We start from the raw sequence: 26,211 nt of genomic DNA on the forward strand, positions 1-26,211 counted from the left end.
GCATCATCGCACCGGAAAATTAGCTGTGTCTTAAGGCGCGTAACCGCCGGATGCCTGCCAGCTATAACGCCGCGCGACGACGGCGGTGGACGCATGTGCTGTGACATTTGTAAGTAAAAGTCGCAAGAGGCCGCCGTGCGATGTGGCCTAGGGTGAATACATATGTTGCGTTAATTTTGTCGATGGCAACATATGTATCATTCCACTCTCAAAGAGGACGTCATGAAATTTGCGTCGTTGCTCACATCGACTGTCGCGTTATCTCTGGTTGCGGGCGCAAGCTACGGCCAATCCACGATTGCCAAGGTCCAGAGCGCCAATCTCATCGCGATCGGGCATCGCGAGACGTCGGTGCCGTTTTCGTACGTCGATGCGAACAACGACGTCATCGGCTTTTCGCAGGACTTGTGCAACAAGGTGATCGATGCGGTCAAGGCGAAAACGAAGCATCCGGATCTACGCGTGCGCTTCATTCCGGTGACATCGCAGAATCGGATTTCGCTCGTGCAGAACGGCACGGTCGATCTCGAATGCGGCGTGACGACGAATCTCACGTCGCGGCAGAATCAGGTTGCGTTTTCGGACACGTTCTTCGTCGCGACGACGCGTCTGCTGACGAAAAAGGATTCCGGCATCAAGGACTTTCCCGATCTCGCGGGCAAGACCGTCGTGACGAATCAGGGCACGACGTCCGAGCGCATTCTTCGCAAGATGAACGAAGAGAAGAAGATGAACATGAGCATCATCAGCGCGAAGGATTACGGCGAAGGGCGCGCGACGCTCGAAACCGGCCGCGCGGTGGCCTACATGATGGACGACGTGCTGCTCGCCGGCACGCGCTCGCTGACGGCGAAGCCGTCGGACTGGGTGCTCGTCGGCACGCCGCAGTCGTCGGAGGCGTACGGCTTCATGATGCGTCGCGACGATCCCGAGTTCAAAAAGCTCGTCGACGACGCCATGAGTCAGGTGATGAAAAGCCCCGAGATCAAGACGATGTACGACAAGTGGTTCATGAAGCCGGTGCCGCCGAAGAACATCAACTTCGATTTTCCGATGAGCGAAGCGATGCAGAAGCTCTACGCCGAACCGAACGACAAGGCGTTCGAATAGCGCGACGGCGCGCGCGTCATTCCGCGAAGGGCAGATCCGTCTGCCCTTCGGCGCGCATCGCGAACGTGTTGAGGGTCATCGCGACGAGCGCGTAATAGCCCAGCAAGCCGACGAGATTCACGACGACCGTGTGCCCGAAGCGCGCGACGGCGGCGTCATAGGTCGCATCGCTCACGCGCTTCGTGTCGTAGAGTTCGCTGGCGAAATCGAAGATGAGCTTGTCGTCGGCATCGGCGAATGTCGGCGTCTTTCCCGTGCGCAGCGCTTCGGCGAGATCGGCGGGCAGGCCGGCATCGAGCGCGATCGGATGATGAATGTGCCATTCCGCCTGCGAGCGCCAGCGCGCCGCGGTCACGAGAATCGCAAGCTCGGAAAGGCGCAGCGGCAGGCCGGTCTCGTAGCGGCAGAACGCGCCGAGTTTTTGCGCGTGCTGCGCGAGTTCCGGGCTGAAGATCCAACCGAGAAACGGCCCGTTGAGATTGCCGCGCGGTCCGCTCACGATGTCCTGCAACACGGCTCTTTGCGCATCGGAAGCGTGCGCGATGTCGAAATCGGGAAGTCGCTTCTTCATGTTTGTTCTCACTGGATGACAGAAAGCGCGCCATCGATTGCATCGGAGAGCCGCTCGACGATCGTCTCGATTTGCGCGCTCGTCGTGATGAACGGCGGCGCGATGAGTACGTGATCGCCGATGCGGCCGTCGACGGTGCCGCCCATCGGATACACCATGAGGCCGCGCTTCATCGCCTCGCTCTTGATGACCGCGTGCAGCCTGTGCTTCGGATCGAACGGCATCTTGCCCGCGCGATCCTGAACCAGTTCGACGCCGGTGAACAGGCCGCGGCCGCGCACATCGCCGATGAACGGATGATCCGCATGCCGCTCGCGCAGCAACGCGCGCAGTTGTTCGCCGCGCGCCCTCACGTTGTCGAGCAGTTTGTCTTCGGCGATGACTTTCTGCACTTCGAGCGCCGCGGCGCACGCCGTCGCGTGACCGATATACGTGTGGCCGTGCTGAAAGAAGCCCGAGCCGCCGACGATCGTATCGAAGATCGCGTTGCTGACGAGCGTCGCGCCGATCGGCTGATAGCCCGCGCCGAGACCCTTCGCGATCGCGAGAATATCGGGCGACACGCCGTCTTCCTCGCACGCGAACAGATGACCGGTGCGGCCCATGCCCGACATCACTTCGTCGAGGATCAGCAGCACGCCGTATTTGTCGCAGACCGCGCGGATCTTGCGGAAGTATTCGCGCACAGGCGGCACCGCGCCCGCCGTCGCGCCGACGACCGTTTCCGCGACGAACGCCGCCACCGATTCGGCTCCGAGTTCGAGAATCTTCGCTTCAAGTTCATCGGCGAGACGTTGCGCGAAGGCTTCGTCGGTTTCGCCCGCCCGCTGTTCGCGATACGCGAAGCAGGGCGTGACGTGATGCGCTTCGATCAGCATCGGCAGGAAGGGCTCGCGCCGCCACGCGTTGCCGCCGATCGCGAGCGCGCCGAGCGTGTTGCCGTGATAGCTCTGCCGGCGCGCGATGAAATGCCGGCGCGCGGGTTCGCCTTTCTCGACGAAATACTGGCGCGCGAGCTTGAGCGCGGCTTCCATCGCTTCGGAGCCGCCGGACACGAAATAGACGTGGCCGAGATTTTTCGGCGCGGCATCGATGAGCCGGTCGGCGAGTTCTTCGGCGGGCTCGGTCGTGAAGAACGACGTGTGCGCGTACGGCAACTGCTGCACTTGCCGCTGGATGGCTTCGATCACGCGCGGATGGCTGTGTCCGAGACACGAGACGGCTGCGCCGCCGCATGCATCGATGTAGCGTTTGCCGGTCGAATCGACGATCTCGATGCCGTCGCCGCGGACGGCGACCGGAAGCGTGGCGCGCGGCGCGCGATGAAATACCGTGGTCATGGTGCCTGCCTTTCGAATGCGGAATGCGCGTGCAACACGCGATGTGGCATTCTAGCGTGATAACAACATATGTTGTCAATTCCGCGTGTGACGCAACGGTCTGTCGATTAGCTCGCCGCGTAGGCGCCGTGCGCGTGCAGCGCGGCTTCGGCCTGTTCGAGATGGGCGACGGCGTCCTTGCCTTCGAGCGCGAGCAGATGCGCGACGAGCATCTCCGCCAGCGCCGACGCCGCGACGAGCGACGGAAAGAACGACGGCGATTCGTGCGCGAAGATCAGCGTGTGATCGGCGTTCAGCGCGATGGGCGACACGGCGCTGTCAGTGAGCGTGATGAGTTTCGCGCCGCGCTCGATCGCCGCCTGCGCGACGCGCACGGCTTCGACGGAATACGGCGCAAAGCTGACGACGACCACCGCGTGCTTTTTCTCGATGCCGCGCAGTTGCATTTCGAGCGTGCCCGCTTCGCCGCTGATCAAACTCACCGACGGCCGAAACAGGCGATATCCATAAAGCAGGCCGAACGCGACGGGATAGCACGACCGAAAGCCCGCGACGTGCACATGCGGCGCTTTCTTGAGCGTCTTCGCCGTATCGACGACGCTCTGCGCGTTTTGCGCGAGCGTGAGTTCGAGATTGTGCGATTGCGCGTGTGCGAGATCGCGGCTCAGGTGATTGTCGGCGCCGCCTTTGACGAGCGAACGGGCGCGCGTCGTCAGCGGTTCGGGGCGCGTGCGTACGCGGCTCACGAAAATTTCGCGCAACTCGTTCCAGCCGGGGAAGCCGAGTTGCTGGGAGAGACGGACCATCGCGGCGGGCTGGACCTTGGCGCGCTCGGCGACCTTGCGCATCGAGAGGACGGCGACTTCGTCGGGATAGTCGAGAAGGAAGGCGGCGCCGGCCTGGAATTGCGGGCTCAGATCGGGGAAGCGGTCGCGGATCGTCGCCGCGAGTTGGTCGAAGGTGGGCACGTTCTGGATGCTTGAGGAAGCGGACGCGCTATTTAAGCATGAGCGCGACGTGGAGAGCGGTCGCGCGCAGAAAACAAAAAAGCCGCTGTCCTTGTGGAACAGCGGCTTTTTCTTGAAGCTGGTGGCGAATCAGGGACTCGAACCCCGGACCTGCGGATTATGATTCCGTCGCTCTAACCGACTGAGCTAATTCGCCGAAAGAAGACGAGATTATGGCGAGCGTCGAAGCGGGTGTCAACCCCTTCTGCGCGATTTATTTAACAAATCGCGCAGAAGCCCGTCGATTAATCCTCGTGATAGACATTCGACTTGCGCGTGTCCTTCACGAACAGCATGCCGATCACGAAGGTGATCAACGCGATCACGATCGGATACCACAAGCCCGAGTAGATATCGCCCTTCGCGGCGACGATCGCGAACGCGGTCGCCGGCAGGAAGCCGCCGAACCAGCCATTGCCGATGTGATACGGCAGCGACATCGACGTATAGCGGATGCGCGCCGGGAACATCTCGACCAGCATCGCCGCGATCGGGCCGTAGACCATCGTCACGAAGATCACGAGGATCGTCAGCACCACGATCGCCATCGGCCAGTTGATCAGCGCCGGATCGGCCTTTGCCGGATAACCCGCGCTCTTCAGCGTGCCGGCGAGCGTCTTGTCGAACGCCGCGCCTTGCGTCTTCGCGTCGGCGGCCTTGCCGTCGTACGTGTTCACCACCGTTTCGCCGACCTTGATCTGCGCCTGCGTGCCCGCCGGCGCCGCCACGTTCTCATAGTTGAGACCGGCCTTCGACAGCGCGCTCTTCGCGATATCGCACGAGCTCGTGAACTTCGCCGTGCCCACCGGATTGAACTGGAACGAGCACTCGCCCGGATCGGCGATGACGACGATCGGCGACTTCTGCGTCGCGGCTTCGAGCGTCGGATTCGTGTAGTGCGCGAGCGCCTTGAAGAGCGGGAAGAAGGAGAGCGCGGCAATCAGGCAGCCCGCCATGATGATCGGCTTGCGGCCGATACGATCCGACAGCGACCCGAAGAACACGAAGAATGGCGTACCGATCAGCAGCGCCACCGCGACCATGATGTTCGCGCTGGTGCCATCGACCTTGAGCGTCTGCGTGAGGAAGAAGAGCGAGTAGAACTGGCCCGTGTACCACACGACCGCCTGTCCCGCCGTCAGACCGAAGAGCGCGAGCAGCACGATCTTCAGGTTCTTCCACTCGCCGAACGCTTCCTTGAGCGGCGCCTTCGAGGTCTTGCCTTCCGCCTTGATGCGCTCGAACACCGGCGATTCATGCAGTTTCATCCGAATCCACACCGAGATCGCGAGCAGCAGGATCGATACGAGGAACGGAATGCGCCAGCCCCAAGCGCCGAACTGCTCTTCGCCCATGATCGTGCGGACCGCGAGAATCACGATCAGCGAGATGAAGAGGCCGAGCGTCGCCGTGGTCTGGATCCACGCCGTCCACGCGCCGCGCTTGTTCGACGGCGCATGTTCCGCGACATACGTCGCCGCGCCGCCGTATTCGCCGCCGAGCGCGAGGCCTTGCAACAACCGCATTGCGATGAAGATGATCGGCGCCGCGATGCCTATGGTCGCGTATCCCGGCAGGAAGCCGATCAGGAACGTCGACAGACCCATGATGACGATCGTCACGAGGAACGTGTACTTGCGCCCGACCATGTCGCCGAGCCGCCCGAACACGATCGCGCCGAACGGACGCACCGCGAAGCCCGCCGCGAAGCCCAGCAAGGTGAAGATGAAGCCGGCCGTCGGATTGACGCCCGAGAAGAAGGTCTTGCTGATATAGACGGCGAGCGAGCCCGCCAGATAGAAGTCATACCATTCGAACACCGTGCCGAGCGACGAAGCGAAGATGACCTTCTTCTCCTCCGCCGTCATCGGTGCGTGTGACACGCGCCCTTCGACCGTAGCCATGCATCGTCTCCTGTTCTGATTTTCGATTACATCGGTCCGCGATAAGGCGGCTCCCGGTGCAAAGGATTATTGGAACGAAAACTTACGGCGTTCTGACGCGGCGCGTCCGGACGCGAGTGACGTCCGAAACGACGATTTGCGCCGAAGCCGCGCATATGTGTTGCGAACGATCGTCTAAATTCGTCTATGCTCGTGCTTCGTGCGCGCCAAATGCGAATCTGCCGCGCTCGCGCTCAGGGTTTGTCCCGGGCAGGAAAAACCCGCTGAAGACTGACGCGGACAAGCGTTCCGGCGAGTCGCGGGCTGTCCTGATACACGTGATCCTCGATGGCGAGCGCGCCGCCGTGCATCGCCGCGATCTCCTTGACGATGGCAAGACCGAGTCCGCTGCCGTCGCCGTCGCGCCCGAGAATGCGATAGAAGCGCTCGACCACGCGCTCGCGTTCCGCCGCCGGAATGCCGAGTCCCGTGTCTTCCACTTCCAGATGCACGAGATCGAGATCGTCGTCGTCGGTCCGCACGCGTACGGTGATGCGCCCGCCCGCCGGCGTGTAGCGGATCGCGTTGTCGATCAGGTTCGACAGCATCTCGCGCAGCATCACGACATTGCCTTCCACTTCGACCGCAAACGGCGGCTCCTCATAACCGAGATCCATGCGTTTCGCGAGCGCCGCCTGAACCCAGTCGCGCACCGCGAGCCGCGCGAGATCGGTCAGGACGATGCGCGTGAATATCTGCCCCGTCGCGCGATTCTCGGCGCGCGCGAGCGCGAGCAATTGCGTGACGAGACGCGCGGCATGCTCGGAACTCATCGCGATCTGCTCTAGCGAGCGCTGCACTTCCGTCGAGACGTCCTGGCGCATCGCGAGTTCCGCCTGCATGCGCAGGCCCGCGAGCGGCGTTTTCATCTGATGCGCGGCATCGGCGATGAAGCGCTTCTGGAACTCCATGTTCTGTTCGAGGCGCGTGAGCAGGTCGTTGAACGACGCGACGAGCGGCGCGATCTCCGGCGGCGCGCTGCCGGCCTGCAGCGGCGAGAGATCGTCGGGGCGGCGCGCGCGGATGTTCGACTGCAGCGCGTGCAGCGGCGCGAGCCCGCGCGAAAGCCCGAACCATACGAGGATGATCGCGAGCGGCAGGATCACGAACTGCGGCAGGATCACGCCCTTGATGATGTCGTTGGCGAGCTGGCTGCGCTTGTCGAGCGTCTCCGCAACCTGCACGAGCACCGGCTGCGCGCTGTGCGGATCGCGCCCGGGCGCGAGGCCGGGCAGATCGACCGTCGTGTATGCGACGCGGATATCGTTGCCGCGCAGCACATCGTCGCGAAACTCGACGATGCCCGGCTGCGGACGATCGTCGTCGTGCGGCAAGGGCATGTCGCGATCGCCGCCGACGAGTTCGCCGCGCGTGCCGAGCACCTGGAAAAACACGCTGTCGACGTTATCGGCGCGCAGGAAATCGCGCGTCGCGTCGGGCAGACGGAGTTCCGCGACGCCGTTTACCGGCTGAATCTGTCGCGCGAGCACGTAGGCGTCGGCTTCGAGCGCGCGGTCGAACGGCCCGTTCGCGATCGATTTCGCGACCAGATACGTCACCGCGATGCTCATCGGCCAGAGCAGCAGCAGCGGCGCGAGCATCCAGTCGAGAATCTCGCCGAAGAGCGAGCGTGGATGCGTTTCGGCGTCGGGCTCGAGCTCGTCGGGCGGCGCGAACGGATTCGCGTAGCGCGCGTCGCGCAGCGCGTCGGAGTCGTCGTTCGCTTGTGCGTTTCGCTGAGTTTCGTGGGAAACGGGCGACGCCATGCGGCCTACTTATAGTGATGGCTGGCGGACTCGCCGGCGTGCGGCCCGCCCGCGCCGTTCGTCGTGGCGGCCGCTTTCTCCAGCGTGTAACCGAGACCGCGTACCGTGATGATCTTCGCGCCGCTCGGCTCGATCTTCTTCCGTAGCCGATGCACGTAGACCTCGATCGCGTTATTGCTGACTTCCTCGCCCCACTCGCACAGGTGATTGACGAGCTGCTCCTTCGATACGAGCCGGCCGGTTCGCTGCAGCAGCACTTCGAGCACGCCGAGTTCGCGCGCCGAAAGATCGATGACCTGATCGCCGATGGTCGCAATGCGCCCGATCTGATCGAAGGTGAGCGAGCCGTGCCGGACGACGGTCGGACCGCCGCCCGCGCCGCGGCGCGTGAGCGCACGGACGCGCGCTTCGAGTTCGTTGAGCGCGAAGGGCTTCGCCATGTAATCGTCCGCGCCGAGATCGAGACCTTTCACGCGCTCGTCGACGGAATCGGCGGCGGTGAGGATCAGCACGGGCATCTGCGAATTGCGCGCGCGCAGGCGGCGCAGCACCTCGAGACCGGGCATCAGGGGCAGGCCGAGATCGAGGATCAGCAGGTCGAAAGTTTGCAGGGAAAGGGCGGTGTCCGCTTCGACGCCATGCTTCACATGGTCGACGGCGTATCCCGATTGGCGGAGTGATCGGACGAGCCCGTCCGCGAGTATGCTGTCGTCTTCGGCAATGAGGATTCGCATCGTCGTGTGCGCCTTTGTACGCCATGCATGCGCGATGAAGCGCATCGGCATTGCCGGCACCGTGTGTCGCCCGGCGCGGCGGTCTCCAGGTGTTCGTGGTTCTTGCGTGCTTGGGCGACGTGGAAAAAAAGCTGCGCCACGCCGCGACAGGCTTGCAAAAACTACTGTTTTTTTATACAGTGTCTGCGTGAGTGGGAAGGGCGGTTTCGTATGCTCGATCGAGCGGCGAAAAACCCCGTGAACACTGCCTCAGACGCCGTTCATCATAGCAAAGGACGATTCATGGAAGAAAGCAAGAAAGGCCCGGCTGGCATGACTGCGGAGAAGAGCAAGGCCCTGGCCGCCGCGCTCTCGCAGATCGAAAAGCAATTCGGCAAAGGGTCGATCATGCGGCTCGGCGCAGGTGAGGCGGTCGAAGACATTCAAGTGGTTTCCACCGGTTCGCTCGGGCTGGACATCGCGCTCGGCGTCGGCGGCTTGCCGCGCGGTCGTGTCGTGGAAATCTACGGTCCGGAGTCGTCGGGTAAAACCACGCTCACGCTGCAGGTGATCGCGGAGATGCAGAAGCTCGGCGGCACGGCGGCGTTCATCGACGCGGAACACGCGCTCGACGTGCAGTACGCCGGCAAGCTCGGCGTGAACGTGCCCGAACTGCTGATCTCGCAGCCGGACACGGGCGAGCAGGCGCTCGAAATCGCGGACGCGCTGGTGCGCTCCGGCTCCATCGACATGATCGTGATCGACTCGGTCGCGGCGCTCGTGCCGAAGGCGGAAATCGAAGGCGAAATGGGCGACTCGCTGCCGGGTCTGCAAGCGCGTCTGATGTCGCAGGCGCTGCGCAAGCTCACCGGCACGATCAAGCGCACGAACTGCCTCGTCATCTTCATCAACCAGATCCGCATGAAGATCGGCGTGATGTTCGGCAACCCGGAAACCACCACGGGCGGCAACGCGCTCAAGTTCTACTCGTCGGTGCGTCTGGATATCCGCCGTATCGGTTCGATCAAGAAGAACGACGAAGTCATCGGCAACGAGACGCGCGTGAAGGTTGTGAAGAACAAGGTGTCGCCGCCGTTCCGCGAAGCCATCTTCGACATTCTTTATGGCGAAGGCATTTCGCGTCAGGGTGAAATCATCGATCTGGGCGTGCAGGCGAAGCTGGTCGACAAGGCGGGGGCCTGGTACAGCTACAACGGCGATCGCATCGGTCAGGGCAAGGACAACGCGCGGGAATTCCTGCGCGAAAATCCGGACATCGCGCGCGAGATCGAGAACAAGATACGCGAATCGCTGGGCGTCGCTGCATTGGGCGAAGCTGTCGTCGCAAGCGCCGCAGCGGCCGACGACGAGTAAGCATCGAGCCTGAAGGAAGATGCAGACGCGCCGGCTCGGATCCAAGGCAGACCCGGCGGATAACGGAACCGGCGACGATTCCGATTCCGTCGATCGCTACGAGCGAAGCAGCGAGCGGCGCGGTGCATCGTCGAAGTCAGGCGGCTTCAGGCGCAGCAACAAGGAACGCGCCGGCGCGAAGTCATTCGCGTCGGCGCGTCGCGTTTTCGAGCCTGTTAAAAGGGATGAAAGCAGCGTAGACGCGAATGATCGCGCGGCCCGCCTGGAACAAGCTCGCGCCTTACTGAAGCAGGCGACAGCGCAGCCGAAGGCGCCTGCCGCCGATCGCAGCCCGCCGTCCGCTAACCCGCCGGACCCATTCGAAGACGCCGATCCATTCGAGCCCTTCGAACAATGCGTGCCTTCCGAGCCATCGCCAGCCGTTTCCGGCGAAACGGTTTATAGCCGCTCCAGCCAGCGCACCCGCAAGACATCGGCAAACGAAGTCAACAATCCCAAACGTCCGCAACGCTCGTTGAAGGGCCGCGCGCTCGCGTTCCTGTCGCGTCGCGAGTACAGCCGCGCGGAGTTGTCGCGCAAGCTGCGTCCGTACGTCGAAGAAGCCGCTCCGCTCGAATCCCTGTTGGACAGTCTCGAGCGCGATGGCTGGCTGTCGAACGAGCGCTTCGTCGAGAGCGTCGTGCATCGGCGGGCGTCGCGCATGGGCGGCAGCAGGATCATCAGCGAGCTGAAGCGGCATGCCGTCGGCGAAACGCTCATCAGCGAAACCGCCGACAAGCTCGCGCAGTCCGAAACCGCGCGCGCCAGGGCGGTGTGGGAAAAGAAATACGGCGTGCCGCCGGAGACGCCCGCCGAGCGCGCCAAGCAGGCGCGCTTTCTGGCTGCGCGCGGTTTTTCGAGCGGTACGATCGGCAAGATATTGAAGGGCGGTGACGAAGATTGGAGCGAGGAAATCGTCGACGACTGAGCGCCCGTTCGGCTTGATCCGCACGCGCGTTCCATTCGTCAGGCACATGCCCGGCTCGAAATACCCGATATGCTAAAATTCCACGGTTTTCCCCGTACCGGCTCACTCCAGCATGCCTCTCTCGCCTCCCGCTCCCCGACAATTGCGTCATAGCCGCGCGATTCGAGTGGAAGCGTTCGAACGCGACGACGGCCTGTGGGATATCGAAGCCTGTCTAACCGATGAGAAGCCGCGCGACTTCCAGCTCGCGACGGGCGTCCGGCCGCACGGCCTGCCGATCCATGAACTCTGGCTGCGCATCACCATCGATCGCACACTCAGCATCGTCGACGTCGAAGCGTCGTCCGACTGGGCGCCGTATGGCGGTTTGTGCGCCGAGTCCAATGCGGTCTATCGCAAGCTCATCGGACTCAATCTCCTCCAGAATTTTCGCCGCGAAGCCAACACGCTGCTGCGCGGCACTGCCGGCTGCACGCATCTCACCGAGTTGTGCGGGGTCTTGCCGACCGCAGCCATTCAGGCATTCGCGGGCGACGTCTGGAAGATCGAGGACGGCAATCCATTCAAGCAAGCCGACGCCAACGCGCAGCGCGACGAGCCGCCGTTTCAGCTCGGCCGATGCCACGCGCTGCGTTTCGACGGACCCGCGGTCAGGGAACACTACCCGCGCTGGTTCGGCCACGCGCCCGGCGAACCATCCAGATCCGGAACAACGGTGCAAGACAGGCCGGAGACAAAGTCCGCCTCGTAGCGCGCAAGCAGCGCTCGCGCTCACGCACGGAATTCAAACAAGAAAAGAATCAGCGGTTCAAGCAAACAGAAGTTCACTCCAACTCTCAGACTGAAGGAATCACGCATGAAGATTCACGAGTACCAGGGTAAGGAAATCCTGCGGAAATTCGGCGTCGCGGTCCCGCGCGGCAAACCCGTGTTCTCGGTGGATGATGCGGTCAAGGCCGCGGAAGAGCTGGGCGGCCCGGTTTGGGTCGTCAAGGCGCAGATTCACGCCGGCGGCCGCGGTAAGGGCGGCGGCGTGAAGGTCGCGAAGTCGATCGAACAGGTCCGCGAATACGCGAACCAGATCCTCGGCATGCAGCTCGTCACGCACCAGACCGGCCCCGAAGGCCAGAAGGTCAATCGCCTGCTGATCGAAGAAGGCGCGGACATCAAGAAGGAACTGTACGTCGGCCTCGTGCTCGACCGCGTTTCGCAGAAGATCGTCGTGATGGCGTCGAGCGAAGGCGGCATGGACATCGAAGAAGTCGCGGAAAAGACGCCGGAACTGCTGCACAAGTTCGCCGTCGAGCCGTCGACCGGTCTGCAAGACGCGGACGCCGATGATCTCGCACGCAAGATCGGCATTCCCGATGCATCGATCCCGCAAGCGCGCGCGATCCTGCAAGGCCTGTACAAGGCGTTCTTCGAAACCGACGCATCGCTCGCGGAAATCAACCCGCTGATCGTGACCGGCGAAGGCAAGGTCATCGCGCTCGACGCCAAGTTCAACTTCGATTCGAACGCGCTGTTCCGTCATCCGGAAATCGTCGCGTACCGCGATCTGGACGAAGAAGATCCGGCTGAAGTCGAAGCGTCGAAGTTCGACCTCGCATACATCTCGCTCGACGGCAACATCGGCTGTCTCGTGAACGGCGCAGGCCTCGCGATGGCCACGATGGACACCATCAAGCTGTTCGGCGGCGAGCCGGCGAACTTCCTCGACGTCGGCGGCGGTGCGACGACCGAGAAAGTGACCGAAGCGTTCAAGCTGATGCTGAAGAACCCGAACCTGAAGGCGATCCTCGTGAACATCTTCGGCGGCATCATGCGTTGCGACGTGATCGCCGAAGGCGTGATCGCTGCGTCGAAGGCCGTGGACCTGAAGGTGCCGCTCGTCGTGCGCATGAAGGGCACGAACGAAGACCTCGGCAAGAAGATGCTGGCCGACTCGGGCCTGCCGATCATCTCGGCGGACAGCATGGAAGAAGCCGCGCAGAAGGTCGTCGCGGCGGCCGAAGGCAAGTAAGCGCGTTCGCTTGTTGCCTTAAGAGAGCGTTCCACCAGATACGAATGGCGGCGCCTGGCTTTTGCATGGCGACGCCAAACGAACAGAGGTCACTACATGTCGATTCTGATCAACAAAGACACGAAGGTCATCACGCAGGGCATCACCGGCAAGACCGGCCAGTTCCACACGCGCGCCTGCCGCGAATACGCGAACGGCCGCGAAGCGTACGTCGCGGGCGTGAACCCGAAGAAGGCCGGCGAAGACTTCGAAGGCATTCCCATCTACGCGTCCGTGAAGGAAGCGAAGGCCGAAACCGGCGCGACCGTTTCGGTCATCTACGTGCCGCCCGCGGGCGCTGCCGCCGCGATCTGGGAAGCCGTCGAGGCCGATCTCGATCTCGCGATCTGCATCACGGAAGGCATTCCGGTTCGCGACATGCTCGAAATCAAGGACCGCATGCGCCGCGAAAATCGCAAGACGCTGCTGCTCGGACCGAACTGCCCCGGCACGATCACGCCGGACGAGCTGAAGATCGGCATCATGCCGGGTCACATCCACAAGAAGGGCCGCATCGGCGTCGTGTCGCGTTCGGGCACGCTGACGTATGAAGCGGTCGGCCAGTTGACGGCGCTGGGCCTCGGCCAGTCGTCGGCGGTCGGTATCGGCGGCGATCCGATCAACGGTCTGAAGCACATCGACGTGATGAAGATGTTCAACGACGATCCGGAAACGGACGCCGTCATCATGATCGGCGAGATCGGCGGTCCGGACGAAGCGAACGCCGCTTACTGGATCAAGGACAACATGAAGAAGCCGGTCGTCGGCTTCATCGCGGGCGTGACGGCGCCTCCGGGCAAGCGCATGGGCCACGCAGGCGCGCTGATCTCGGGCGGTGCGGACACGGCTGACGCCAAGCTCGAAATCATGGACGCGTGCGGCATCAAGGTCACGAAGAATCCGTCGGAGATGGCACGTCTGCTGAAGTCGGTTCTCTGATCGAAGCAGGCAAATTACGCGAGGGTTTGGTACTCTTACTGATTCCTTTCGTAAAAGCCATTGAAAAGCGAGGGAGCGCTGCTTCCTCGCTTTTTTCATTTCAGCCTCATGCTTGAATTCTTTTCGACGCTCCATTGGGGCGCGGTCGTTCAGATCATCGTGATCGACATTCTGCTCGGCGGCGACAACGCCGTCGTGATCGCGCTCGCCTGCCGCAATCTGCCGGATCGGCAGCGCACGCGCGGCATCGTGTTCGGCACGCTCGGCGCAATCATCCTGCGCGTCGTGCTCATCGCGTTCGCGGTCTTTCTTCTCGACATTCCGTTTCTCAAGTTTCTCGGTGGCTTGCTGCTGCTGTGGATCGGCGTAAAGCTGATGCAGCCGGACCACGACGATCATCAGATCGACGCATCCGACCGGCTGTGGGCGGCGGTGAAGACGATCATCGTCGCCGATGCCGTCATGAGCCTCGACAACGTCATCGCGATCGCGGGCGCGGCCGAAGCCGCCGATCCGCGTCATAGGCTCACGCTGGTGATCTTCGGCCTGGTCGTGAGCATTCCGCTTATCGTCTGGGGCAGCACGCTGGTGCTGAAGCTGCTCGACCGCTTGCCCGCCGTCGTGCTGCTCGGCGCGGGTCTGCTCGGCTGGATCGCGGGCGGCCTCATCATCGACGATCCGTTCATCGACCGATGGCCCGCGCTCAATACCGAACTCGTCGGATATGCGGCGCGTCTGGCGGGCGCGTTGCTTGTCGTCGCGTTGGGCTGGCTGCTCAAGCGGCGCGCGCTCGCCGACGGCAATCGCGCGGCGGGTTGATTTCTCCTAGGCCGTTCGGCTGACTGCCGCCGGAGCGGCTCCCTGAATACGATCGAAGCGTCCTGACCGCATTGCGCGGAAGGGCGCTTTTCTGTTTTTCAGGGAGTAGCAATGACGACGAAGGCTTCGGTTTTGGACGTGCCGCGCGAACGGCGCGCATGGTGGTTCGGGCGCACGAAAGATGCGCTGACACGCGGCTTCACACTGATCGAACTGATGATCGTGCTTGCGATCGTCGGCGTGGTCGCGGCGTATGCGATACCGGCGTATCAGGATTATCTTGCCCGAAGCCGCGTGGGCGAGGGCATGACGCTCGCGGCGGCCGCGCGCCTCGCAGTGGCGGAGAACGCGGCGAGCGGCGCGGATCTGGCGGGCGGATTCGCGTCGCCGCCGGGCACGCGCAACGTCGAGTCGATTCACGTCGACAGCGACAACGGGCAGATCACGATCGCCTATACGACGCGCGTCGCGCCGGCGGGTTCGAACACGCTGGTGCTCGTGCCTTCGACACCCGACAACGCCGATACACCTACGGCGCGCGTGTCGCTCAGCCGCGGTTCCGTGCAATCGGGGTCGGTGACGTGGGAATGCTTCGCGGGCAAGAAGACCGAGTCGTCGCTGCCCGCGCCGGGCGCCGGTCCGACGCCCGCGCAGGCACCGACATTGCCAGGCAATCTCGCACCGCCGGAGTGCCGCGCGTAAGCACTGAGGCGAAGCGCGGCGGGAGGATTTACGTCGCCGCCGCGCCGTCGCGCCGTCGTTTTTGCGCGAAAGTTGGCGATTTGGTAGCAAAACCGGCCGTTCGACGGACAGCGGGGGCAAAGTTTTGTATAGTGCGCCGGTCGCCGACGTTCCCAGTTCCTCATGCCTTCCCAATACGCGCGCTTTCTCTGCTTCGCCGTTCTGTGCCTTGCGTTGACGTTTCCCTTCGCGGTCGTCAACCACACGTATCCGATTCCGACCTTCTACGCCGAATACAGCGCGCTCGCGCTTTATCTGGCGCTCGGTGCGACGGTTGCGCTCCTCGTGCGCGTCTCCGAGCCGAAGGTGCCGTTCGCATCGCCGGTCGTCGCATTGATGCCGCTTGCGTTCGGCCTGTTGCTCGTCGCGCAGACGGTGCTGTTGCCGATCGCGCAGCCATCGATGAACTGGCTCGGCGGCGCGTATCTGCTCGCTTCGTTTCTCGCGGTGCATACGGGCTTCGGTCTCGTGCGGGCGGGGCTCGGCGAGAAGACGCTGCGTATCGGCGCGGCTGCGCTGATGGTCGGCGGACTGTTCGCGGTCTTCTGCCAGATCGTGCAGTTGCTGCATCTCGAAGTGAAATTCACGCCGTTCGTGGTCGCGTACAACGTGATGATCGAACGGCGCCCGTTCGGCAACATGGCGCAGGCGAATCACCTCGCGACCGTGATCGCGTTCGCGCTGGCGGGCGCGCTTTATTTCGTGCAGGCGCGTCGGCTGCCGCTCGTTCTGTGGCTGATCTTGTCGGCGATCTACTCGCTCGGGCTCGCGTTGACCGTATCGCGCGGGCCGTGGCTGCAGACGGCGGTGATAGTCGTCGCCGGCTTCTGGATGGCGTTCGTGCTCGGGCGGCCGGTCGCGTCGGAAGGCTTCGACGGCCCCGGCCGCCGCGATACGCGCGCGTGGATCGTCCCGATTCTGCTCGCGATCGTCTTTTTCGCGGTGAACGCGGCCGTGCGCTGGGCGAACGTGCGCTTCGATTTCGGGCTCGCGCAATCGGCGGCGGAGCGCATGCAGGAAGCGAGTCAGATCGCGCCGCGGCTCGCGCTCTGGAAGTACGGCTGGACGATGTTCAAGACGCATCCGCTGCTGGGCGTCGGATGGGGCGAGTTTCCGCGCTATCAGTTCGACCTCGTGCGCGATCTGGGCGGCGTCGAGATCGCGAACAACGCGCACGACATCTTCATCGATCTGCTCGCAAAAACGGGTGCGCTCGGCGTCGCGATTCTGGTCGCGAGCGTCGTCTTCTGGCTGATTCGCGTGCTGCGCGCGCCGCAGACGCCGGCGCGCATTTTCGGATTGTCGCTGCTCGGCGTCCTGATGATGCATGCGCTCGTCGAGTATCCGCAGCAGTACATGTTCTTTCTGATGCCGGCGATGCTCGTCATCGGCCTTCTGGAGACGCGTCCCTTGCGGCTGGTTCCGCGTCCGCTCTCTTATGGCGTATATGTCGTGCTGGTGCTCGGCGGGCTCGCGGCGTTGTATCCGACCTTACGCGACTACAACCGCGCGGAAGTGCTGTACTACGGCTCGCGCCCGGCCGAGCAGTATCGTGAAAATCCGTCTTTCCTGTTCACGGCGTGGGGCGAATACGGTGCGGCGACCTTGCTGCCGATCAACGCGCAGAACGTCGAGGAGAAACTCGCGGCGCATCGGAAGGCGATTGCGCTGTTGCCGGGCGAGACCGTGCTGCGCCGCTACGCGGTGTTGCAGGCGCTCGCCGGGCAGAAGGCCGAGGCGCTCGACACGATGGCGCGCCTGAAGATCTTCGCGACGCAGTTGCACGACTGGCCGAAGCAGCTTTTGGCCGTCTACGATCTGGCGGACGAAGCGGGCAAGCCGCTGGCGTCGTTCAAGGCGGATCTGGTGAAGCTGTATGGTGTGCCGCTGCCGAATCAGGAGCCTTCGGAGGATGAGGAAGAAGAGTGAGCGGTCAGGGCGCGGGCGACGGCTGGTCGTCCGCCACCCAATCCCCCGACTTCCCACCGTGCTTTTCCATCACTTTCACATTGGTGATGGTCATCCCCCGATCCACCGCCTTGCACATGTCGTAGATCGTGAGCAATCCGACCTGCACGGCGGTCAGCGCTTCCATTTCCACGCCCGTGCGCCCGACCGTCTCCACGCGCACTTCACAGTGCACGCCGGGTAGCGCTTCATCGATCGTGAAATCCACCGCGACGCGCGTCAGCGCCAGCGGATGACACAGCGGAATCAGATCGGCCGTGCGCTTCGCACCCTGAATGGCGGCGATGCGCGCGACGCCCAGCACATCGCCTTTTTTCGCTCGGCCTTCGCGGATCAGCGCGAGCGTGGGCGCGAGCATCGCGATCGAGCCGCGTGCAACGGCCACGCGGCGCGTTTCGTTTTTCGCGCCGACATCGACCATATGCGCCTCGCCGGCGGCATCGAAATGGGTGAGTCCGGACATAGCGTCTCCTTCGAATGGGCGCCTATCATACCAGCGTGAATCCGCGCGATTTTCCGCACAAAGCCACGGTCCGGCGCGACGCACCGCGGACCTGAGACGCGCCGCGCGCAACACTTGATACGATAAGCCCGTTTCGATTCTCGAGCCGACTATCGGCGCTTCGCGCCATGCATTTCACACGTCCGAGCCGCGCGCTCGCCTCCCTCCTTTGCGTCGCCCTCGCCATGCCGCCCGCGGCGCTGGCGCAATCCAGTTCGCCTTCCGCGGGCTCGACCGGCACGCTCGCGGCCGCGCAACTGCGCGCGTCGCAGGAAAGCGCCAGCGGCGACGTGCCGGGCAACATCGCGGAAGGCGTGTTCGGCGTCTACGGCGGCGCGGAAAGCCGTTTCGCGAACCGCCCCGGGACGATGTCCGGTTTGCGCGCGCCGCTGTCGTCGGTGCAGCTTCCGGATCTCGGCGACGGCTCCGGCGGCTCCCTCACGCCGCAGGCCGAGCGCAAGGTCGGCGAGAAGATGATGCGCGAAGTGCGCGCCGATCCCGATTATCTCGACGACTGGCTGCTGCGCGACTATCTCGACTCGATCTCGTCGAAGCTTTCAGCGGCGGCGGCGACGCAGTATCTCGGCGGCTATCGGCCGGATTTCGATCTCTTCGCCGTGCGCGACGCGCAGATCAACGCGTTTTCGATGCCGGGCGGCTTTATCGGCGTGAACACGGGGCTGATTGCCGCGACGCAAACGGAATCGGAGCTGGCGTCGGTCATCGGCCATGAAATGGGGCACGTCCTTCAGCGGCACATCGCGCGGATGCTCAGCACGCAGGAAAAGAGTTCCTACGCCGCACTCGCCGGGATGCTCGCCGGCCTGCTCGCGGGCCTGCTCGCCCATAGCGGCGATCTCGGCATGGGCATCGCGATGGGCGGCCAGGCGTTCGCCGTCGACAATCAGTTGCGCTTCTCGCGCGCGGCCGAGCACGAGGCCGACCGCGTCGGTTTCCAGATGCTCGCGGCCGCCGGCTACGATCCTTACGCGATGGCAGCGTTCTTCGAGCGTCTCGATCGCGCGTCGATGGCCGATAACGGCGTGCCGCCGTACGTGCGCACGCACCCGCTCACGATCGACCGCATCGCCGACATGGAAGGCCGCGCGCGGCGCGTGCCGTACCGGCAGCCGCGTCAGTCGGCCGAATATGCGTTCGTGCGCGCCCGGGCGCGCGTGCTGCAGGTGAATTACGCGAGTGATTATCGCGAGGTCGCGAGCCGGCTCAAATCAGAAATCGAGGATCAGACGGCGCTCAATCCCGCGTCCAACTGGTACGGCATCGCGCTCGCGCAATCGCTGCTGGGCAATCACGACGCGGCCAGCGACGCGCTCGCGAAGGCGCGCGCGCTATTCGAGGGCGAGGAGGCGAGCGCGGCGGCGGCATCGGCGCAAGTGCAAAAGGAGGATCGCGCGGTTGGTCAAACGCAGCCGGCTCCGCGCAAGAAGAGCGGCGAGCCGTCGCTGCGCAACGCGGATGCGTCGACGATCGCGACGCCGCTCGACAACGCGCGCACGCCGCTCAATCTCGGAGACTCGGGCAACGGCAATGCATTGCGCGCGAAGAGCGACATCGTGCTTCCACCGGTTCGCGTCGAAGCCCGATCGGCTCCGCCGGCGAAACCTCAATCCGCACCGCCGGCGCTGCGCAGCACGCCGAGCCTCGACGTGCTCGCCGCCGACATCGCGCGCCGCGCGGGCCGCAACGACGATGCGATCCGCCTCGCGGACCTCGCGCAAAAGCGCTGGCCGGCGTCGCACGCCGCCATCGACGTGCATCTGCAGACGCTGCTTTCCGCGCGCCGCTTCGCCGACGCCCAGACGCTCGCGCGCCGCGAAACACGCGCCGAGCCGACGCGCCCCGACTGGTGGTTCTATCTCGCGCAGGCAAGCGCGGGTCTCAACGATCCGCTGCAACAGCATCAGGCGATGGCGGAAAAGTTCGCGCTCGATGGCGCGTGGGCATCCGCGATCCGGCAACTGAAGGAAGCGCGCGACGTCAAGACCGCGAGTTTCTACGATCTTTCGACGATTTCCGCCCGGCTGCGCGATTTCGAGACGCGCTACAAGGAAGAGCGCGAGATGGAGAAGAACGGCTAGCTAGCTCAGTCTTTCTTCGCGGCGGCGCGTTCGGCCGGACTCGCGACGAAGCCAAAGCGCGCGGCGACATCGGCGCGGGCGATCGGCTGCACGGTCAGATCGACGCCGTCGCGCCAGTGGAACACGCCGCGTGTGCCGGCATCGTCGAGCGACGCGTGGTCCGCGAACAGTTCGAGATCGTGATCGTGAAGGGCGGCGATGCGTGCGGGCGAGGCGTCATCGGAAAGGAGAATGCCGCCTGCGTCGTCGATCCAGACATGCGCCGGCTCGAACGGCGCGCCGCCCTGATCGATCAGCCGCAATGCGCCGTCCGCCGCATGCAGACGCACGATCCACGGCGTGTACACGAGCTCAACATACACGCGCTGCGGGCCGTTCTGAAAGAACCACTGGCCGTCGGCATCGCTTTCGTAGTTGCGGTTGATGAAGCCCAGCAGCGCCTCATGCCGGATCGGCGTGCCGAGTTCGCCGGCGGCTTGCGCGGCGTCGTCGCGCATGCGCCACTGACCGCGCCGGTCGAGCAGCAGCCAGCCCGTGCAGTGCGGAACGTTGGGCCATTTGGCGAGCGCCTGCTTGACGATGTCATCCATGACGGTTCACGAAACGAAGTTCTCCAGATAACCGAACACGCGCTGCGACAGCCAGTCGATCCGGCCCGGAAACGGTCCCGTCATGAAGCCGACGTGCCCGCCGTGGTTCGGCTGATCGAGCGTCACGCGCGCCGATACTTCCGCCGTCGACGGCAACGCGAACTCGGGCAGGAACGGATCGTTGCGCGCGTTCAGCAGCAGCGCGGGCACTTCGATGTGCTTCAGATGCGCGCGGATCGTCGCCGTCGACCAGTAGTGATTGGTGTCGCGAAAGCCGTGCAGCGGCGCGGTGACGACGTTGTCGAACTCGTACAGCGTGCGCGCGGCGAGCACGGCGTTGCGGTCGTAGAGACCGGGATACTGCCCGAGCTTCGCGAGCGCCTTCTTCTTGAGCGACTTCAGGAAGCTGCGCGTATAGACCATGCCGAAGCCTTGCGAGATCGCGAGGCCGCCCGCGTGGACATCGAGCGGCGCGGAAATGGCCGCCGCCGCGCTGATGATCGACGCGTCCGTGCCGCGCTGGCACAGCCAGTGCAGCAGCACGTTGCCGCCGAGCGACACGCCCGCCGCGACGATCGGCCCGCGATGCACTTGCGCGAGCCGCCGCAGAATCCAGTCGACTTCGGCGCTGTCCGCGAGATGGTAGAAGCGCGGCAGCAGATTGAGCGGGCCGCTGCAACTGCGGAAATGCGGCACGACGCCGTGCCAGCCGCGCGCCCGGGCGGCGGCCATCATCGTGCGAGCGTAGTGCGAATCGGAACTGCCTTCGAGGCCGTGGAAGAGCACGAAGAGCGGGGCGTTCGCGGCGGGTTGATCGGCGGGATCGGCGGGATCGTGCGCGAGAAAGTCGAGATCGATGAAATCGCCGTCGGGCGTATTCCAGCGCTCGCGCCGGTAACGCACGTCGGGCTTGCGGCCGAAGAGCGCCGGGACGATGGTTTGCGCATGGCTCGTGGGCAGCCAGCGCGGCGCGCTGTAGAGCCATTCGGCGGCGCCCGGCGAAAGCAGGCGCGCGGTTCCCTTCAGTGCCACGGCGGGCGCTTTGTCCACGAACGACGAATCGTGCTTCAACAACGGATCGCGCTTCATGGCCCCTCCCGACTGACGTCTTCTTCGAATTTCTTAGTGCAGCGGTCCCTGACCGTGACGCAGCTTCGCGGCGAACTGGCCCGCGGTTTCGATCGGCATCTCGCTTGCGTGAATATGCGCGATGCGCCACTCGCCGCGTTCGTGAACCATCACATACGTCGTGTAGATCATGCGCGGCGCGCTGGCTGGCTCGGCCGGCTGATGCGCCTCGGCGATCGCATAGACGACCGTGCCCAGGCTGTCGTACACGCGAATATCGAGCGGCTCGACGGTCACGGGCTGCGTCTCGAACTGCTTCGCGAGACCCGCGCGGATGCTTTCCAGCCCGTGCAGATGCGTGCCGTCCGCGCACACGCAGGTGGCGAACTCCTCGTCGATCCACAACGACATCACCGTGTCGATGCTGTTGTCCGCGACTGCCTGATAGTAAGCGTTGAGGGTATCGGCGGCGGCTTCGAAGAGGCGGGCGAAACGTGGCATGGCTCGTGGGTCTCTGGCATTCGATGCTTCACGCCAACGAAACGGCGCGCTGCAACGGTCATTGGTCAAAGCATGCCCCCGTTCGGAGACATTCGCGTGTCCGCACCCGCACACACGGCCGGAAACCGCCGGTACGAACACGCGTTTCGACGCGTGAGCGCAACATCAACGATGCGCGAGCAGCATGCCGCGCACATCGGCGAAGACCTGTTCGGCCGAGAGTTCGCGAAGGCAGTTCAGATGGCCGAGCGGACACTCGCGGGCAAAGCACGGACTGCATTCAAGATGCAGCCATTGTACCTTTGCGAGATCGGACAAGGGCGGCGTGTGGCGCGGATCGGTCGAGCCGTAGACCGCGACGAGCGGCCGGCGCGAGGCGGCCGCGACGTGCATCAGCCCCGAATCGTTCGTGACGACGGCGCTCGCCCGCGAAATAAGCGCGCACGCCTCACCGAGCGAAGTCTGGCCGCACAGGTTGCGCACCATCGGCGCGCGCTCCGCGATGGCCTGCGCGATCGGCGCATCCTTCTTCGAACCGAGCGCGATCATGCGCGCATACGGAAACGACTGCGCGATGAACTGGGCGAGCGAAGCGAAATGCTCCGGCGGCCAGCGCTTGGCCGGACCGTATTCCGCGCCGGGGCAGAACACGACGAGCGGCGCGCGCGTGTCGAGGTTGAAGCGCGTCGAGACGCGCGCGGCTTCGTTCGGATCGGCTTCGAGGCGCGGCACGGGCAGCGTCTGCGCGTCGGGAAGCGCGGCGGCTTCCGGCTGCGCGAACCGGTCGACGAACGGCAGCTTCGCGCCCGGCGCATAGGCGAGCGCCGCGTAATGCGCGGTCATCGGCGGACGGTCGGTCTTCGGCGGATTCGCGTGGCGCACGTTCAAGAGCCCGTAGCGGCTCTCGCCCTTGTAGCCGATGCGCAGGTTGATGCCCGCCATCCACGGAATCAGCGCGGATTTGACGGAGTTGGGCAGCACATAGGCGGCGTCGTAACCGACATCGCGCAAATCACTCGCGAGCTGCCAGCGGCGCAGCAGTTGCAGCTTGCCGTGGGCGAGGTCGGTCGCGTAGACATCGCGGATTTCCGGCATGCGCTCGAGCACGGGTGCGACCCAGGTGGGCGCGACGGCGTCGATCGCGATACGCGGATGAAGCTTGCGCAAGAGCGTGAAGAGCGGCTGCGCCATCAATGCGTCACCGATCCAGTTCGGTGCTATAACCAGCGCGCGGCGCATCTGTTGTTATCCGATCTCAAAATGAACGCGGCCCGCCGCCTTGGGGCGAGCCGTCGATTGTCGTGGGTATGTTTCGCGCCGCGTACGGCGCGCGTGAGCCGGGGCGCGGCCAGCGCCCCGCGGGCTTCAGTGACCGCCCTTGAGCACTTCGCCGTCTTTCAGCTTGTAGCGCGTGCCGCAATACGGGCAGCGCGCCTCGCCGTGCGTCACGTCGATGAACACGCGCGGATGCGTGCTCCAGCGCTGCATCTTCGGGTTCGGGCAGAAGGCGGGCAGATCCTTCGCCGACAATTCCACCAGCGGCATTTCCTTCAGGTCGCTCATTGCTATCTCTTTTCGTGATGTACGTCGCGCGGCGAGCGAACGGCCCGCCGCGTCGCATGAGATTGTTTAAACCTTCGCGAGCCAGCTCGCGTACTTCTCGTTCTTGCCGCCGACGACGTCGAAGAACGCGCTTTGCAGCTTTTCCGTGATCGGACCGCGCGCGCCCGAACCGATGGTGCGGTTGTCCAGCTCGCGGATCGGCGTGACTTCGGCGGCGGTGCCGGTGAAGAACGCTTCGTCGCAGGTGTAAACCTCGTCGCGGGTGATGCGCTTTTCGATCACCGGGATGCCGAAATCGCGCGCCAGCGTGATGACTGTGTCGCGCGTGATGCCGTCGAGGCACGAAGCCAGATCCGGCGTGTAGATCTTGCCGTTGTTCACGAGGAAGAAGTTTTCGCCGGAGCCTTCCGACACGTAGCCGTCGACGTCGAGCAGCAGCGCTTCGTCGTAGCCGTCGGCGACGGCTTCCTGGTTGGCGAGAATCGAGTTCACGTACCAGCCGGACGCCTTCGCGCGGACCATCGACACGTTCACATGATGGCGCGTGAACGACGACGTCTTCACGCGGATGCCCTTGGCGAGCCCGTCTTCACCGAGATACGCGCCCCACGGCCACGCGGCGATCGCAACATGGATGGTGTTGCCCTTCGCCGACACGCCGAGCTTTTCCGAGCCGACCCAGATGATCGGGCGGATGTAGCACGACTCGAGCGCGTTCGCCTTCACGACTTCGAGTTGCGCGGCTTCGAGCGTCGCGGCATCGAACGGGACGTCCATCTGGAAGATCTTCGCCGAGTTGAGCAGGCGCTTCGTGTGTTCCTTCAGGCGGAAAATGGCCGTGCCCTGCGCGGTCTTGTACGCGCGCACGCCTTCGAAGACACCCATGCCGTAGTGCAACGTGTGGGTCAGAACGTGGATCTTGGCATCACGCCAGTCGATCAGCTTGCCATCCATCCAGATCTTGCCGTCGCGGTCGGCCATTGACATACGGTTCTCCTAGCTGTCTCGTTCAAGTGAGTTCGGGGCAGGCCGCCAAAGACTTCCGGGCGGCGGCGCTCGCGCATCTCGCGCCGCGTTCGTGCATCGGCGATTGCCGGCGAACGCGCGCATGAAGGCGCAAAGGCTGTGAAAGACCGTCATTTTAGCGTCTTTTCGCGACGAAACCGATCTTGGAGCGCCTTTCACGACGCTATAATTTCCCTTTCGCTGTCCGCTGAAAACAGCGGGACGAAACGGCGAAGCCCGCCATTCCCGATTTTCCCGGTTTTTCCCGATCCATCGCGCAATCGCTCGAGGCCGCGCATTGGCATCACGGGTGGTCTTCATCGCCTCGCATTCGCTCATGCTTGACCGGCTGTCCGACACCAATCGCCGCGCGTTTTTCGAGGGCGTGCGTACCTTTTCTCCCGCCGTCCTGGCGACGTTTTCCTGGGGTCTCGTGACCGGCGTCGCGATGACGAAGTCCGTGCTCACCGTGCCGCAGGCGCTCGGCATGTCGTTCGCGGTGTACGCGGGCTCGTCGCAGCTCGCGGTGCTGCCGCTCTTCGCCGCGAAGCTGCCGCTCTGGACGATTCTCCTGACCGCCGCGATGGTCAATCTGCGCTTCGTGATCTTCAGCGCGGGGCTCGCGCCGCATTTCTCGTGGCTGCCGCTGAAGCGGCGTCTGCTGCTCGGCTATTTCAACGGCGACATCATCTATCTGATGTTCTCGAAGCGGAATTTTCCTGCCGGCTGGCAGCCCGGCAAGGAGGCGTTCTTCTGGGGACTGGCGATATCGAGCTGGTTGTCATGGCAAACATCGTCGGTGCTCGGCATCTTGCTCGCGAGCCTGATTCCCGATGACTGGGGCCTCGAACTCGCCGGCACGCTCGCGCTGATCCCGCTCATCGTTTCCGCTATCGCGACGCGTTCGACGCTCGCGGCGGTCGCCGTGGCGAGCGTCGTCGCGTTGCTGGCGTTCGATCTGCCGTATCGTTTCGGCTTGCCGCTCGCGGTGTTCGCGGCGCTTATCGCGGGCACGCTCGCGGATGTCGTCGCCGAGCGGGCCGCGCCCAAATCCGCATCCGATGCCACGAGGTCCAGCCGATGAGCGCGCTGCAAGTCTGGCTCGCGATCATCGGCATGGGCGTGGTCACGGCGGTGACGCGCGCGCTCTTTCTGATCGGCGGCGAGCGCATGGTGCTGCCGCCGCGCGTGCAGCGTGTGCTGCGGTATGCGCCGGCCGCCGCGCTCGCGGGCGTCGTCGTGCCGGATCTGCTCGAAACGCCCGCGGGCATTTCGCTGTGGCTGTCGAACCATGCGTTGTGGGCATCGGCGGCCGGACTCGCGTATTACCTGTGGCGGCGCGGCATGATGGGCACGATCGCCGTCGGCATGGTGGTGTTCACGCTGCTGCGGCTCGTGGCCTGACCGCGGCGTGGAGATGGCTACGCGCCGCGTCAAATACGCGTCATCAACGATTGCCCGCTAAAAGCGGCCGGGTTGATCGGTTAAAATGAGGGTCTTTCCCGAGTGAGCGAGGTCGAAAGTGTGTCCGGCAGTCACCGCGCTACGGTTTTGCAATTCATT

At 64.2% G+C, this 26,211-nt stretch carries 25 protein-coding genes and 1 tRNA gene; 12 read left to right on the forward strand and 14 right to left on the reverse strand.

Going from position 1 to position 26,211, the window contains the following annotated elements:
* Window positions 1-222 precede the first annotated feature (222 nt).
* Window positions 223-1,110, forward strand: coding sequence for a glutamate/aspartate ABC transporter substrate-binding protein (locus tag NCS67_RS01870; protein ID WP_034470816.1), 888 nt, complete (start codon window positions 223-225; stop codon window positions 1,108-1,110).
* Window positions 1,111-1,126: 16 nt separating this feature from the next.
* Here the strand turns inward: NCS67_RS01870 and NCS67_RS01875 are convergent, their stop codons facing one another.
* The 7 genes from NCS67_RS01875 to NCS67_RS01905 all read right to left on the reverse strand — a co-directional run bounded on the left by NCS67_RS01875 (window position 1,127) and on the right by NCS67_RS01905 (window position 8,471).
* Window positions 1,127-1,681 carry a carboxymuconolactone decarboxylase family protein gene (locus NCS67_RS01875; RefSeq protein WP_250433772.1) on the reverse strand — a complete coding sequence of 185 codons (555 nt, stop codon included), beginning with the start codon at window positions 1,679-1,681 and terminating at the stop codon, window positions 1,127-1,129.
* A gap of 8 nt (window positions 1,682-1,689) precedes the next feature.
* Window positions 1,690-3,021 (reverse strand): aspartate aminotransferase family protein, encoded by a 1,332-nt coding sequence (locus NCS67_RS01880; protein ID WP_250433775.1) that lies wholly within the window; start codon window positions 3,019-3,021, stop codon window positions 1,690-1,692.
* Window positions 3,022-3,128: 107 nt separating this feature from the next.
* On the reverse strand, window positions 3,129-3,989 hold the full coding sequence (locus tag NCS67_RS01885; RefSeq protein ID WP_175979834.1) for a MurR/RpiR family transcriptional regulator: 861 nt from the start codon (window positions 3,987-3,989) through the stop codon (window positions 3,129-3,131).
* Window positions 3,990-4,108: 119 nt separating this feature from the next.
* A tRNA-Met gene (locus NCS67_RS01890) sits at window positions 4,109-4,185 on the reverse strand.
* 88 nt (window positions 4,186-4,273) lie between these two features.
* The gene (locus NCS67_RS01895) at window positions 4,274-5,932 is read right to left on the reverse strand and encodes an MFS transporter (RefSeq protein ID WP_008351365.1); all 1,659 of its coding nucleotides are present in this window, start codon (window positions 5,930-5,932) and stop codon (window positions 4,274-4,276) included.
* Between the two features lie 233 nt (window positions 5,933-6,165).
* On the reverse strand, window positions 6,166-7,737 hold the full coding sequence (locus NCS67_RS01900) for a sensor histidine kinase (RefSeq protein ID WP_008351363.1): 1,572 nt from the start codon (window positions 7,735-7,737) through the stop codon (window positions 6,166-6,168).
* 5 nt (window positions 7,738-7,742) lie between these two features.
* A complete protein-coding gene (locus NCS67_RS01905; protein WP_250433786.1) occupies window positions 7,743-8,471 on the reverse strand; it encodes a response regulator transcription factor in 729 nt (242 codons plus the stop codon).
* A 282-nt stretch (window positions 8,472-8,753) separates the two neighbouring features.
* On the opposite strand from NCS67_RS01905, the gene recA reads away from it, so the two are divergent.
* The 8 genes from recA to NCS67_RS01945 all read left to right on the forward strand — a co-directional run bounded on the left by recA (window position 8,754) and on the right by NCS67_RS01945 (window position 17,281).
* The gene (gene recA / locus NCS67_RS01910) at window positions 8,754-9,824 is read left to right on the forward strand and encodes a recombinase RecA (RefSeq protein WP_008351360.1); all 1,071 of its coding nucleotides are present in this window, start codon (window positions 8,754-8,756) and stop codon (window positions 9,822-9,824) included.
* 19 nt (window positions 9,825-9,843) lie between these two features.
* Window positions 9,844-10,791, forward strand: a complete 948-nt coding sequence (recX, locus tag NCS67_RS01915) for a recombination regulator RecX (RefSeq protein ID WP_250433788.1) — start codon at window positions 9,844-9,846, stop codon at window positions 10,789-10,791.
* A 112-nt stretch (window positions 10,792-10,903) separates the two neighbouring features.
* Window positions 10,904-11,542, forward strand: coding sequence for a DUF2889 domain-containing protein (locus NCS67_RS01920; RefSeq protein ID WP_034470713.1), 639 nt, complete (start codon window positions 10,904-10,906; stop codon window positions 11,540-11,542).
* A gap of 105 nt (window positions 11,543-11,647) precedes the next feature.
* Window positions 11,648-12,814, forward strand: a complete 1,167-nt coding sequence (gene sucC, locus NCS67_RS01925; RefSeq protein ID WP_008351353.1) for an ADP-forming succinate--CoA ligase subunit beta — start codon at window positions 11,648-11,650, stop codon at window positions 12,812-12,814.
* A 96-nt stretch (window positions 12,815-12,910) separates the two neighbouring features.
* A complete protein-coding gene (gene sucD, locus NCS67_RS01930) occupies window positions 12,911-13,792 on the forward strand; it encodes a succinate--CoA ligase subunit alpha (RefSeq protein WP_008351350.1) in 882 nt (293 codons plus the stop codon).
* Between the two features lie 108 nt (window positions 13,793-13,900).
* Entirely contained in the window at window positions 13,901-14,611 is a 711-nt protein-coding gene (locus NCS67_RS01935; protein ID WP_008351349.1) for a TerC family protein, read from the forward strand.
* A gap of 111 nt (window positions 14,612-14,722) precedes the next feature.
* Complete coding sequence (locus tag NCS67_RS01940) at window positions 14,723-15,313, forward strand: pilin (RefSeq protein WP_008351347.1); 591 nt, start codon at window positions 14,723-14,725, stop codon at window positions 15,311-15,313.
* Window positions 15,314-15,475: 162 nt separating this feature from the next.
* Complete coding sequence (locus tag NCS67_RS01945; RefSeq protein WP_250433790.1) at window positions 15,476-17,281, forward strand: PglL family O-oligosaccharyltransferase; 1,806 nt, start codon at window positions 15,476-15,478, stop codon at window positions 17,279-17,281.
* A 4-nt stretch (window positions 17,282-17,285) separates the two neighbouring features.
* Here the strand turns inward: NCS67_RS01945 and moaC are convergent, their stop codons facing one another.
* The gene (gene moaC / locus NCS67_RS01950; protein WP_008351343.1) at window positions 17,286-17,783 is read right to left on the reverse strand and encodes a cyclic pyranopterin monophosphate synthase MoaC; all 498 of its coding nucleotides are present in this window, start codon (window positions 17,781-17,783) and stop codon (window positions 17,286-17,288) included.
* Between the two features lie 167 nt (window positions 17,784-17,950).
* On the opposite strand from moaC, the gene NCS67_RS01955 reads away from it, so the two are divergent.
* Window positions 17,951-19,921 (forward strand): M48 family metalloprotease, encoded by a 1,971-nt coding sequence (locus NCS67_RS01955; protein WP_250433792.1) that lies wholly within the window; start codon window positions 17,951-17,953, stop codon window positions 19,919-19,921.
* A 5-nt stretch (window positions 19,922-19,926) separates the two neighbouring features.
* Here NCS67_RS01955 and NCS67_RS01960 read toward each other — a convergent pair whose 3' ends face one another.
* From NCS67_RS01960 to NCS67_RS01985, 6 genes are all read right to left on the reverse strand, one after another.
* Window positions 19,927-20,511, reverse strand: coding sequence for a DUF2946 family protein (locus NCS67_RS01960; RefSeq protein WP_008351340.1), 585 nt, complete (start codon window positions 20,509-20,511; stop codon window positions 19,927-19,929).
* 6 nt (window positions 20,512-20,517) lie between these two features.
* On the reverse strand, window positions 20,518-21,600 hold the full coding sequence (locus tag NCS67_RS01965; protein ID WP_250433794.1) for a YheT family hydrolase: 1,083 nt from the start codon (window positions 21,598-21,600) through the stop codon (window positions 20,518-20,520).
* Window positions 21,601-21,633: 33 nt separating this feature from the next.
* Window positions 21,634-22,080, reverse strand: a complete 447-nt coding sequence (locus tag NCS67_RS01970) for a nuclear transport factor 2 family protein (protein ID WP_008351336.1) — start codon at window positions 22,078-22,080, stop codon at window positions 21,634-21,636.
* Window positions 22,081-22,245: 165 nt separating this feature from the next.
* A complete protein-coding gene (waaF, locus tag NCS67_RS01975; RefSeq protein ID WP_008351335.1) occupies window positions 22,246-23,319 on the reverse strand; it encodes a lipopolysaccharide heptosyltransferase II in 1,074 nt (357 codons plus the stop codon).
* A gap of 126 nt (window positions 23,320-23,445) precedes the next feature.
* The gene (locus NCS67_RS01980; protein WP_008351333.1) at window positions 23,446-23,643 is read right to left on the reverse strand and encodes a zinc-finger domain-containing protein; all 198 of its coding nucleotides are present in this window, start codon (window positions 23,641-23,643) and stop codon (window positions 23,446-23,448) included.
* A gap of 66 nt (window positions 23,644-23,709) precedes the next feature.
* Window positions 23,710-24,630 carry a branched-chain amino acid transaminase gene (locus NCS67_RS01985; RefSeq protein WP_008351330.1) on the reverse strand — a complete coding sequence of 307 codons (921 nt, stop codon included), beginning with the start codon at window positions 24,628-24,630 and terminating at the stop codon, window positions 23,710-23,712.
* A 355-nt stretch (window positions 24,631-24,985) separates the two neighbouring features.
* Between NCS67_RS01985 and NCS67_RS01990 the strand changes: the two genes are divergently transcribed.
* Window positions 24,986-25,732 (forward strand): AzlC family ABC transporter permease, encoded by a 747-nt coding sequence (locus tag NCS67_RS01990; RefSeq protein WP_244808100.1) that lies wholly within the window; start codon window positions 24,986-24,988, stop codon window positions 25,730-25,732.
* Window positions 25,729-26,052: an AzlD domain-containing protein gene (locus NCS67_RS01995; RefSeq protein WP_008351327.1), complete on the forward strand. Its 324-nt coding sequence runs from the start codon at window positions 25,729-25,731 to the stop codon at window positions 26,050-26,052. Before NCS67_RS01990 ends, NCS67_RS01995 begins: the two co-directional genes overlap by 4 nt.
* Window positions 26,053-26,211 lie beyond the last annotated feature (159 nt).

The sequence above is a fragment of the Caballeronia sp. ATUFL_F2_KS9A genome, assembly GCF_023630765.1.
In the GTDB taxonomy this organism is placed as follows: domain Bacteria; phylum Pseudomonadota; class Gammaproteobacteria; order Burkholderiales; family Burkholderiaceae; genus Caballeronia; species Caballeronia zhejiangensis.